Genomic DNA, 11365 nt, shown 5'->3' with positions numbered 1-11365 from the left:
CGCCATGCAGACTCGCAAGGACCTTTACCAGGCACACAAGCTGATGACTCAGCGCGTCGCCCTGGCGCTCCTCCAAGGGCAGCCAGGCGCCGCAGAGTCCCCTCTTCGCCGAACGTGGGTAGGCACGTTCTGCGGAGTCATGGTCGTCGTCCTTGTGGCGACGGGTTTTGGTATCTCAGGCCTGCTCTTCAAGGGCGGTGCCCGCCACCTGGAAGAGCCAGGCCTGGTCATCATCGAGAAGGAAACGGGCGCCTCGTACTCCTACAGCGCTCAGGACCACAAGCTCATCCCGTTCCTCAACTACGCGTCCGCACGCCTGGCGATGTCCACCACCACGGTCAAGCGCAAACTGGTGTCCAGCCGCTCTCTCGCCAAATACCCCCGCGGTGCCATGACCGGTATCCAGGGAGCGCCTGAATCCCTTCCCGACCCAGGCAAACTCTCTCGCGGCCCGTGGTCCCTCTGCGTCCGCAACGCCGGAGTAGGAGACTCCCGGGTCTCCCTCATCGGCGGCCACGATGTCGGAGGCCGCCCCCTAACAGACCAAGAGTCGATCCTCGTGCGGAGCGGACCCCAACTGTGGGTCGTCTGGCACAACGAGCGACTGCGGATCACTCCCCAAGCCGCCCGCTCGGTCTTCCCTTTCCAACCGGTCGCCGTAGACCAGCGCTGGCTGAACGGCCTCCCTCAGGGACCCGACTACGCGGCCCCGCCCCTCACGGACCCGGGCAAGGACCGGCCCGGCCCGGACGGCTCACGGAGCTTTGTAGGGGAGGTCTTCCTGGCCCCGGCCGTGGCGGGGAGCGCCGAACGCTACTTCGTCCTCCTCGACGACGGCCTGGCCGGTATCACCAAGACCCAGGCCGGCCTTCTCATCGGTGCCTTCCCAAACGCCCTGCGGAACCCCAAGCAGATCAGCCTCAGCGCCGCGGCAGGGCAGCCCTCCCGAACGAATCTGCTCCGGAACGGCCTGCCCGACAGCCCGCCAAGCACGGTCACCTACGACCCCGCAACACCGCTATGCGCCGTCTACACCGGCACCGGCAAGCTCTCCACCGATGCCCGCTTCACCATCGGCGGCACCCTCCCCGACGCTCGCACGAGTCAAGGCAATCTTGACCAGGTGGTCCTCTCCGGCGGAGCAACGTTCGCCGGAACGCTCTCGGGCCCAGGCCAGCGTCCTCAGGCGTTCGCCATCATCACCGACCAGGGCATCCGCTACCCGATCCCGACCGCCGATGAGGTGGCAAAACTGGGCTACTCGACCGACAAAGCGGTCCCCGTACCGGCCGACATCCTGCAGCTCTTCCGTGAGGGACCCATCCTCTCCACGGCAGCAGCACTACGGCCGGTTTCGGCCACATGACCGATAGATCGTGATTCCTCTTGACATGCCCGACCTGCGCGAACTCATTCGGGATCTCACAGGCATCTCTGACAACTTCATTCATACGTACTACAAGGCCATAGACAGCAATCTGACTGTCCCCCTACGCTCTCCTTTGCTCGCAGTCACGGGGTGTGTCGCAGTATGTGGGCCACAGACTGTTTAGGTCCGCCAGGTGCGTTCCACGCGTCGTGATGCCTCAGCTAACCGACGTCCAGGAGGAACGAGATGGCCAACCAGTCATCAGTCAACCGGGAACACATGGCCCAGGCGGCCACCAAGGTCAACGACGCCCACGGCCAGATCAACGGCGTCAAGAACGAGCTCAACGCCCACCACTCCCAGTTGCAGAGCCAGTGGAAGGGCGAGTCCTCCGCAGCGTTCACCGAGGTCTTCGGCATGTTCCAGCAGGAGTTCGCCAAGGTGCTCAAGGACTTGAACGACATCCACGAGAAGCTCGTACACACCAAGGTGAAGTACGAGCAGGCCGAGCAGGAGAAGACCCAGAAGGTCAACCACATGAAGGGCCTCGTCAACGGCTGACCTGCTGGCTCAACCAGGACTTGTTTAACAACGTGGAGGAATGATCATGAGCTACACCTACGTCAACTTCGGCGGCATGTCGCAGGGCCAGGCGGACTTCGTCAAGGCTCTGAGGAACTACGAGAACATCTTGCAGACCTTGGACTCCCAGGTTCGGACCCACCTTGCCGAGTGGGACGGCGACGCCAAGCAGGCGTACGAGCAGAAGTCCCGCGAGTGGAAGATTGCTTCGCAGCGCATGGCCTTCGCCGTGCAGGCCATGGGCAAGTCGATCGGCGACGCCCACGACATCCACCTCCAGGCAGAGAAGATCAACACTGCCCAGTGGGCTTGAGATCTTCAGAGTCAGCTTGAGAGGAGACATGGACCATGTCAGAACCAGATGACGACAGCGGTTTGCGCAAGCTCCTCATGGGTCCCTTGAGCCCTCAGCCGGTCGCCCCCACGGCGGCCGGCAGGGGCGGTCGCTCGGCCGAGTACCGCGCTGAAGAGATCAAGAAGGTCGCCGCCGAGATGTCCAAGGACCTGGCGGGTTTGCGCAACACACTGAACCAGTTGAAGGGCACCTCGAACGCTTTCGGCCAATGGGATGTCGCCCAGAGTCTCAGCACGAAGATGACTACGGCGCACGGGAACTTGGTGCAAGTTCTGCAGGCTTACTGCGACGCGTACGACATTGTGATCCGACGAGTCGAGCGTACGGCCAGGAACTACAGCCACGGTGACGCCAGAGCGAAGGCGGCCAGCGAGCGAGCCGGTAGCCAGGTGCCCACGCCCCCGTCGAACCTCGGTCCATGGTGACCGCGTTGACGATCGCTCTTGGAGGAGGGACCTAGACAATGGGTGGTCGTGTCCATGAGACACCCCTCAGGCCGAGCGACCTCGGTCAGGGCAACCCCAAGCAATATGACTATGCCGCGATCAAGGCATACCTAGAAGGCGCGGACACCTTCACTCTGCCGTCGCTCAGCCTTGCCTATGCCAACGCTCAAGCTGCGCTCGTGAAGGCAGAGCAGGACCTGGTAAGCCACATGCAGCGACTGAACGTCGTCTGGAAGAGCGACGCACAGGAGCTGGGCATCGCCGATGTCAAGCGCCTGACCGAGGGCGCGAGGTCTCTAGGCAACATTGTCGAGCAGTACAACACTGCTCTCGCCGGCGTTGGCTCGACACTCGCCGATGCGAAGAGCGACATGCCGGGCCCTTCCGCGTTCATGCCCGGTAGCAAGCCATCACCGTCCCCGGCTGGTCTGGGAAACTCCTATGCCGCCACTGACGACAAGGCCGCCCAGGAGCACCTGGCCAAGACCAACGCCGGCCTCGCCACCGCCTTCGACAAGATCCCCAGCAATCTCTCTCTCGACCTGCCTGGCGACAAGACCATTCAGGCGCCAGGCGATGGTGGAGGCGGGAACACCAACGGAGGAGGGGCCTCACCGGCTCCAGGTACTGGACGCGGAACACCTCGCTCAGGCGGTGCAGCACCTGGTCCTCATGGCCACGGCGGATTGCCGGGCGTCCCGGACCACCCTGGTGTGCCGAGTCCCGGTGACCATCACGGCGGGGGGAACCCTTCGCACCCTCAAGGGCTACCTCCTAACGGGCGTGGAGGTGGGCCCGCCCTGGCTCCTCCTGGCCCGCCAGGATCTGGACCGGGCGGCATTCCCCCTGGCCCGACCCCTGGTATTCCGTCTCCGTCACCTGGCGGAGGCATGCCGGTCCCTCCCGTCCCAGGCGGAACGGCTCCACCAAAACCAGTTCCTTCAGGGCCACGGCCGGGCCCCGGCGGAGGGAAGCCAAGAGATGCCTTTCCCAGGCCGCGATTCTCAGAATCAGGTGGCCCGGGTGGCGGAGTTCCGCGGCCGGGAGCGATCGGCCCTGGGCGTTCTGCTCCTCTACCGCGAGGGGAAGGCGAGTTCGGTCCAAGCAGGCCTGGGGCTTCGGCACCCAGATCAGGAGCGATCGGCCCCAAACGCCTCGGGGGGGCTTCACCCGAAGCGGGCATCGCACCTAACGCAGAAGGCGGGCGGTCCAATAGCGTGCTGGGCCGAGGTGGATCGAGCTGGGGCGCACCCGCTGAGAACGAAGGGGCAGCCGGTACACGAGCATCTCGGACCATCGGAGGCCGGTCTGGAACGCGGGGGCCGGCAACGACGGGTTCCGGCTCCCGAAGACGCTCTCAAGAAGAACGCGAACGCTCGTCGTGGCTGGTCGATGATGAAGACCTGTGGACGGACGACGATGGCGTCGCACCTCGAATCATCGGCGACGATGAGCCGTGACCTGAGACGAGGGGCATGAACTTGAGAGCCTCGAGCAAGCGGCTGCTGGCCATGAGCACATGTCTGGCAGTCTGCTTGCTGCATGCTCTCCCGGTGTCAGCTGAGTCTTCGCCGCGTTCAAAGGAGTGGTGGCTCAGTGTCTGGGAGATCGAGAGTAAGGTCTGGCCGCTAACCCAGGGCCAGGGTGTCACTGTCGGCCTTATTGACACTGGAGTCGAAGCGACGATCCCTCAGCTCAAAGGGGTCGTTCTGCCGGGGACCGACTTCGAAGGCGCCGTTCAAGGCCGGGGCGACGGTCGCAAAGATGTGGACCGCGAGTTCGACGGCCATGGAACATCGATGGCCGTTCTCATCGCCGGCCAAGGCCCCGGCGATTCCATGGTCGGAGTCGCCCCAAAGGCAAAGATCCTCCCCATCCAAGTCACCAGTGAAGTCCAAAATGATGAAGCCATACGATTCGCGGTCGACCACGGGGCAAAAGTCATCAACCTATCCCTGGGCGCACCCCACGACTGCATAACGTCCATGCAGGACGCCGTGAACTATGCGATCTCGAAGGACGTCGTAGTTGTCGCGGGCGCCGGCAACAGCCCGAACGACGGCGATCAGACTCCCGCGGACTGCAAGGGCGTACTGGCTGTAGGCGGTCTTGACTATCAGAAGAGAATTGCCGACTTCTCTTCGCCGGGTAAGAACATCATGGTGGCTGCTCCTGCCGTCATGGTTGGTGTGACCCAAAAGGATGGAAGCTTCCGCGAACGTGCATCCGGCACCAGCCAAGCCTCGGCTCTCACCTCAGGAGTGATAGCTCTCCTTCGTGCCCGGTTCCCCCAAATGTCGGGACGCCAGATCGTCCAACGGATCCTCAACACCACCAAAGACGTGGGCCCCAAAGGCTGGGACAACAAAACCGGCAACGGCGCCGTAATTCCCTACGCTGCCCTAACCGCGAACGTTTTTCCTGGAGCTGCCAACCCTGTATATGGGCGTTATGATCAGCAGTTGCAGGCCCAGAAGGGCGGTTCGCCGCAGGCTGTGAATGAATCAAAAGGGAAAGGTGTAGCCACCAAAAGTACACATCGTGAATTTGGTCTGTTGGTGGTGGCGGCCGTAGTGCTCGGCCTGGTCACATTCATCGCGCTCTTTATGCTCCGCCAAATGAAGACTCGAGGGGTAGATGCAGGACAGAAGTGAGAACTCCCTCAACAGCATCGTTAATCAGAGTACACCCCATGCGCCCGCAGACGCCGATGAGACAGCGCAACGGCTCGCCACGCTTAAGCTAGATCAGCACCGTCCGGTTGATCCGAGAGACGAAACTTCGCCATCTCAGACGGGTCACGCGCAGGAACAGCAAGCAGTCTATGCGCCTGTCAGCCCAGAGAAATCTTCGAACGGAAACTATCAATTTGAGCTGAGGCGGCAAAGCAACGGCTCTGCGGTGTTGCCAATCTTCACTGATGAGCAACTGCTTGTCCGCACCCTAGGTCAGTATCAACCGAAGATTCACCTCCCCCTGCTTGAGCTCCTGATTCAGGTTGCCGGCAGGTCACCGATCATTGTTAACCCAATGTTGGCACCAGGAGCAGAAGTATGGACTCGGTCCGACCTTGACGAGTCGAAGAAGGAGCAATCGTGAGCTTGGATTGGGTCAAGGCCTACAAGGAGCAGATGTTCCGCTCCGGAATCGTCATTAGGAGTGTCGCACAAGAGTATAAGGGCACAATGGCGGACGGAGGTCTCGACCGGCCTGATACGGGCGGGATTGAATCGGACAGTGCCTTGGAAACCCTGCTGCAGATGATTGGATTGCTGCATTCAGCCGTAGCTGATGCTACATGGTCCCACGGAGAAAAGCTTATCCTGGCCGCAGAAAGAATTCGTGTCGCGGAAACGGATGCGACGGTCATTACCCAAGCGGCAATCGTTCAGGATGTAATGGCAACGCTGCCCAATTGGGCCGATAACTGGGATAACGGGACTCTTACACCCAAGAACTAGGCAGGAGAATAGTGCGCCATGGCACCTGATCCAACCGGCTCTTCCGTGCCTCCGCTAGCTAGCTTTCCTAAAGCAGAGGCTCCGGCATATCGATCTCCTTTGCCCTCCTATTGGGGAGGGTACATAGAGGGTGACTTTCCGGGTCTGTACATTCTTGCTGAACAGCTTTACAAGTTCGCCGAGGCAGGAAATCCCAGCGTAGATCGCCTGAGGAGAGAGGTAAATACTCTCATCGGTGATCGAGATGACCAGAGCGATAGCGAATCACTGAGACTGTTCAAGAGAAAATTTGGTCAGAATGCCGTGATAATGACCGCTCTCAATCGCACTGCATCGGCAGCTGCTGCAGTGATAGATAGGCTTGGAATCACACTTGCTCAGATCGAGCATGATTTCGACCAGCGAGTAGATGAAGGGGTTAGTGCCGGTTATTGGCTACAGAATGTTCAGGCCACGAGCAACGGCTTCCCTCAACCGCAGCCCGACGGCAGGTTTCAGGATGAATACCGTGCCCTGCAGCGGTTCTACCTAGAGAAACAGGGGGCCGCAAAGAGAGCGAGACTGCTCGCTGCGAAAGAAATGACAACTCTGGCCCAGATTCTGGGGCAGGGCTTGAACTTCTTTAAGGGGCAGTCAAATATTTCGGGTGCCCTTCCTGCCAATCAATTGCTGAGTCCAGGCCAGGCGGCGTGGTATGGTCCTAGAATAGACAAACTGCTAAAAGAACTACAAGATGAGAGCAAAGACGACAAGTCGGGACTGACGGTAGGAGATGTTTCCGATGACCTGAAGAAGATCGGTGGTGGAGCCCAATCTGTTGGTGGGGTTCTGGACAAGATCCCCCCGCTCAAGCCGGTTGGAAAAGGGGTCGGTGAGTTTGGGACAATCCTCAACGACCTTGGGGGTCTTCTTGAAATATTCAAGTAGTTGGCGGATGGTTAAAAGATACGGATCTCTGAAGTATGCGTCGTAGATGGATTGTATTGCTTTGCGGGGTGGCTGTAATCGCGCTGTCTGTCGGGCTCGCGACGATCGTCTTCTCTGATGATGGCAATACTGCGAATAAAAAGGGCGATGAGGCGCCGAAGACTGCCCAGATAATTCCATCTGGAAACTTTCCGCGCAGTGTTATTACCGATGCTGACGGTGTCGTTTCTGCAATGCCCGATCTGCTGCCAGTTATTCGCTCATCGGTACCGCATGAGGTCACCCTCGAAGGATTCAACCCTGACAACACTCCTACCGCGCAAGACTATGTTGGGGAGTCGTTTAATCGCTCGATGGGACGCAAACTCTCTATCGTCATAAAACGACTGGATGGCCTGGCGAAGGCCAAGAGTGCCTATTCTTCTGAGGTGGTGAAACGCTCAGATCGCCATCCAAAAGGGCGGGCCGAAGGACTGCTTGTGATCGGCAATTCCCAATCCCTGCATGGATTGGGTGACGAGGCATTTTTTTCGACGGTAGAAGAGGGGAATGTCATCAGGGGGTATGGTGCCGCAAAGGCAACGTATGACCTTGGTGGAGGACTCGTGGCTTGCCGGACAAAGAACATCTTGGTTGAGATAGTTTGGGAGGGGATGAACTATCTTCCGGATCCTAACGCAGGACAGAGGGCTGTGCGGCTGTCATCCGGACAGGCCAAGAAGGACGCTCAGACGATTCTTGTGGCCATTCTCAATGAATTGAATGGTTCGCACCCTTAGAGGGTGGCGTCGTCCAGGCAAGTGGTGTTCTCTCGAAAGATTATTCAGCATCCCAGTCAGGCGATGCTGGAGTTGATGACGCGGGGGACGGACGTGAAGGGCACGCCGTTGCGCGGCTGAGGTCTCGGCGTAGGAGCCGGATGGCATGGAGCGCGGTCGAGAGGCTGCGCGGGGTTTCAGCCGGGCGGACTCAGTGCGCCTCGATACGGTCGGCGTGCGAGGGGCCGTGAATGTCTCGATGACTGTGAATGGGGCGCCCATCGCCTCGTTGTGGTCGAGCACACTGCCGTACAGAACCCAGTGCCCCTCGACACGTGACCGCCTCGATGTTGAAACTCCCACGGAACGACGAGCCGACAGCGCGGCCGTGACGCATCACCTTGATGGCGACCTTAACCGGGCGGGCCGAGACCGAGTAGACAGCCCCATTTCACCTTCACCGAGTGGGTCTGGGAGCCGTTACACGCCGAATCACTCCATGGTCTCCGCAGTGAGCGGATGGCCGCTGTCGTGGGGGTACCGCGTCGGCTTGAACCGGTTCCTCTGCCCGAATCCGGTCTGATCGGAAGACCACGGGTGGTTTGCCAGGCCCCCGCCCCCGGGGCATGAAGCTTGCGAGCAGGAACTGACCCACCGGCGCGGATTTAGTCGGCGGTGGAGCTCTAGCCAGGCTGTGGATATGACTGGACTCGGGGGTTGCTTGCGGCATCATCGTCCCCATGGGCCTCACGCGTTCTGATTACCGGATGACTGGGCTGGCTGTGGTCGTGGTCCTTGGCGCCGCGATCACCTACTACGGCGGGCTCGGTGGCGACCTAGTGCCGTTCATCGTGTCCGGGGTGGCGCTCGCGCTGCTGGCGAGTTTGGTAGGGCGCAGTGTTGAGGCGCTCGGGGGACGGCTGGGCGCGGGGGCGACCGGGGTGGTGCAGAGCGCGCTGGGGAACCTGCCGGAGCTGTTCGTGGTGCTGTTCGCGCTGAAGAGTGGGCTGTACGAGGTGGCTCGGGCGACGATCGTCGGGTCGATCCTGGCGAACGTGCTGCTGGTGCTCGGGCTGGCGTTCCTGGTCGGCGGGATTAAGAACGGGTCACAGAAGTTCGAGCAGTCCGCGGCTCGGACGATCTCGATGTTGCTGGTTCTGTCGGTGGCGGCGCTGGTCGTTCCGGCGCTGACGGCCGCGCTTCATTCGCCTGCGGCGGGGCACGAGCGTGGTCTGTCGATCGTGGTGTCGATCCTGCTGCTGGGGTTGTTCATCGCGTCGTTGCCGGCCGCGTTGAAGCGGCAGAAGTCGGAGGAAGGCACGGAGGCGGCGGAGGCGACGGCGGAGGCTGAGGGGGCTCATGAGGGCGGGCACGAAGGGCCTGGCTGGCCGCTCTGGCTGGCGATCACGATGCTGGCGGTCGCGGGGGTCGGGGCCGCGTTCGTGTCCGACTGGTTTGTCGCTGGGCTGACTCCGGCCATGGACAAGCTGGGGATCTCGGAGGCGTTCGCCGGTCTGGTGATCGTGGCGATCGCCGGGAATGCGGTCGAGAACGTGGTGGGGATCCAGCTCGCGGCGCGGAACCAGGCCGACTATGCGTTGTCGGTGATTCTGCAGAGCCCGCTTCAGATCACGCTGGTTGTCGCGCCTGCGCTGGTGTTGTTGTCGCCGCTAGTGGGTGCCTCGTTCACGCTTGTGTTGTCGCCGCTGCTGATCGCGGCGCTGATCCTGGCGGTCGTTGTCACAATCATTGTGGTGCTTGATGGTGAGTCGAACTGGCTGGAGGGTGCGGCGCTCATCGTGCTGTACGCGATCATCGCCGCTTCGTTCTGGTGGGGATGATGCGGGGGCTTGCCTGCTAGTGGCCCTTGGGTGGGAGGACGCGGAGGAGTTCGGTAGCGGCTTCCTTGGCTCTGGTGATGACCGTGGCGGGGTTGGTCTTGGCTGAGTATCTGACCTGGATGACCAGGATGCCGTCGCGGGCCGCGACTACTGCCTGAGTGCTGTCCCGGTCGGTCTTGTAAGTGAGCGTGGCCTCGTCGCCTAGCCCGGTGACGGTCTCTGACTTGCCTTCGATCGCGTCGTTCTTCTGGGCGTAGTCCTCCCGGGCTTTGCGCATCTCGTCTTCGGTGGTGGTGGCTGCGGTGGTCATGCGGCTGGCGGAGAGCTCTAGGGAGGTTCTGGGAGCTTCGGTTTGCCAGGTGCATTGGACTTCGCCGTAGAAGATGGTCTGGCCCTTGGGCGGACGATGGTCGGGGACCAGCTCGGCGGCCTTGGGCGCCGGGAACCACGAGCACAGGTCGACTATCGGCGTGTGGTCGGGTGGGTGGTCGTCATCGTCGGAGCTGGGGAAGGGGATGAAGAAGGCCAGGAGAGGGATGGCGACGGCTAGGACGAGGGCCAGGCTCGTTGCGAGCCAGGAGGCTTCTCGGGGGTTCGGCCAGAGGCTCATGCTTGTGCCGCCAGCTTCTTGGTCATGGCGCGGAGGATCTCGGCCGCTTGGGTCTCTGCTTCGGAAGGGGAAGTCGCGCGTTTGGTGTGGATGGCCACCATGACGAGGTAGTCGTCTACGCGCGCTCGGCCTTGAGAGGTGTAGCCCCAGCTGTCTTGCCAGGCCATGGTGTACGCGTCGCCTTTGAGGCGGTGCACGGGGCGGGTCTGGGACTGTCTGGTGATGGTGAAGGAGTCGTGGGGGTCATGGAGGCCCGCCTTGGCGATGTGAACGTCCAGCCAAGTGCCGGATTGCTCGGGCGTACCGGCGATCCACTGGCATCCGGCGCCGCCGCCTCCGAAGTCGTCGATCTGGCCGTTCGGGATGAATCGGGCCGCCAGGTCTCGGGGTATGTAGTCGCAGACCTTGACGTCGGGTGATGTGTGCAGAGCGTTGACGACCGCAGCGATTCCTATGCCGAGGATAGGGATGAGGCTCAGCGGCAGGGCTATGGAGACAACACGTACCCAGACGCGGACTCTGTTGTAGGGGAGCGGGGCGGCGGAGGGCAGTGGGAGAACGCCCTGGCATGCCTCTAGGTGGTGCTGCTGTATGAGAGCTATGGCCTGATTGAACGCGGCGGTGTTGCGCTTGGCCATGGGGTAGCGAGCCTTGAGTGCGGTGCCGTCCGTTAGATGGATGAGGGGGTAGTGGCCCGGGCCCGAACGGATGGCATCGATGTGGGTGATCGCCGTCCATGGGATGCGTTCGCGGCGGACGGGGATGGCCCATGAGAGGCGCGCGAAGCGCAGCTCTGTCGCCGTCAGGACGGTGGATGGCTGGACCGCTTGCGTCGACAGCACGAACAGCCAGGGCAGCAAGATGATGAAGGGGGTGAAGAGGATCGGCGCTAGGTCTGAAGAGATGAGGAATCGGACAAGGAAGACTAAGGCCAGGATGAAGGTGATGACGAACAGGGTGGTGAAACGGCTTCCACGGCTCGGTCCGAATTCGATGCCGTCGCGCCGCTGCCGCAT

The 11365-nt window shown here is 61.6% G+C and carries 12 protein-coding genes; 10 read left to right on the top strand and 2 right to left on the bottom strand.

The window, feature by feature from the left end; genetic code table 11:
• Positions 1 to 4 precede the first annotated feature (4 nt).
• From eccB to cax, 10 genes are all read left to right on the top strand, one after another.
• Positions 5 to 1366 (top strand): type VII secretion protein EccB, encoded by a 1362-nt coding sequence (eccB, locus tag J4573_RS09270; protein WP_208254864.1) that lies wholly within the window; start codon positions 5 to 7, stop codon positions 1364 to 1366.
• Between the two features lie 249 nt (positions 1367 to 1615).
• Positions 1616 to 1930 carry a WXG100 family type VII secretion target gene (locus J4573_RS09265; RefSeq protein ID WP_208254863.1) on the top strand — a complete coding sequence of 105 codons (315 nt, stop codon included), beginning with the start codon at positions 1616 to 1618 and terminating at the stop codon, positions 1928 to 1930.
• Between the two features lie 46 nt (positions 1931 to 1976).
• Positions 1977 to 2264 (top strand): WXG100 family type VII secretion target, encoded by a 288-nt coding sequence (locus tag J4573_RS09260; RefSeq protein ID WP_208254862.1) that lies wholly within the window; start codon positions 1977 to 1979, stop codon positions 2262 to 2264.
• 35 nt (positions 2265 to 2299) lie between these two features.
• Positions 2300 to 2731: a DUF2563 family protein gene (locus J4573_RS09255; protein WP_208254861.1), complete on the top strand. Its 432-nt coding sequence runs from the start codon at positions 2300 to 2302 to the stop codon at positions 2729 to 2731.
• A gap of 1574 nt (positions 2732 to 4305) precedes the next feature.
• Positions 4306 to 5406 (top strand): S8 family serine peptidase, encoded by a 1101-nt coding sequence (locus J4573_RS09250; protein WP_208254860.1) that lies wholly within the window; start codon positions 4306 to 4308, stop codon positions 5404 to 5406.
• Entirely contained in the window at positions 5390 to 5851 is a 462-nt protein-coding gene (locus tag J4573_RS09245) for a hypothetical protein (RefSeq protein ID WP_208254859.1), read from the top strand. Before J4573_RS09250 ends, J4573_RS09245 begins: the two co-directional genes overlap by 17 nt.
• Positions 5848 to 6213 (top strand): DUF6317 family protein, encoded by a 366-nt coding sequence (locus tag J4573_RS09240; RefSeq protein ID WP_208254858.1) that lies wholly within the window; start codon positions 5848 to 5850, stop codon positions 6211 to 6213. The genes J4573_RS09245 and J4573_RS09240 overlap by 4 nt, the downstream gene beginning before the upstream one ends.
• Before the next feature lie 18 nt (positions 6214 to 6231).
• Positions 6232 to 7140 carry a hypothetical protein gene (locus J4573_RS09235; protein ID WP_208254857.1) on the top strand — a complete coding sequence of 303 codons (909 nt, stop codon included), beginning with the start codon at positions 6232 to 6234 and terminating at the stop codon, positions 7138 to 7140.
• 68 nt (positions 7141 to 7208) lie between these two features.
• Positions 7209 to 7919: a hypothetical protein gene (locus tag J4573_RS09230; protein ID WP_208254856.1), complete on the top strand. Its 711-nt coding sequence runs from the start codon at positions 7209 to 7211 to the stop codon at positions 7917 to 7919.
• Between the two features lie 719 nt (positions 7920 to 8638).
• Positions 8639 to 9739, top strand: a complete 1101-nt coding sequence (gene cax, locus J4573_RS09225) for a calcium/proton exchanger (RefSeq protein ID WP_208254855.1) — start codon at positions 8639 to 8641, stop codon at positions 9737 to 9739.
• 16 nt (positions 9740 to 9755) lie between these two features.
• Here the strand turns inward: cax and J4573_RS09220 are convergent, their stop codons facing one another.
• The gene (locus J4573_RS09220) at positions 9756 to 10349 is read right to left on the bottom strand and encodes a hypothetical protein (protein WP_208254854.1); all 594 of its coding nucleotides are present in this window, start codon (positions 10347 to 10349) and stop codon (positions 9756 to 9758) included.
• Complete coding sequence (locus tag J4573_RS09215) at positions 10346 to 11365, bottom strand: hypothetical protein (protein WP_208254853.1); 1020 nt, start codon at positions 11363 to 11365, stop codon at positions 10346 to 10348. Before J4573_RS09215 ends, J4573_RS09220 begins: the two co-directional genes overlap by 4 nt.

The organism is Actinomadura barringtoniae (genome assembly GCF_017573505.1).
GTDB classification, from domain to species: Bacteria; Actinomycetota; Actinomycetes; order Streptosporangiales; family Streptosporangiaceae; genus Spirillospora; species Spirillospora barringtoniae.
Note: the sequence above shows the minus strand (reverse complement) of the source record. Positions and strands in the feature narration are given on the sequence as shown.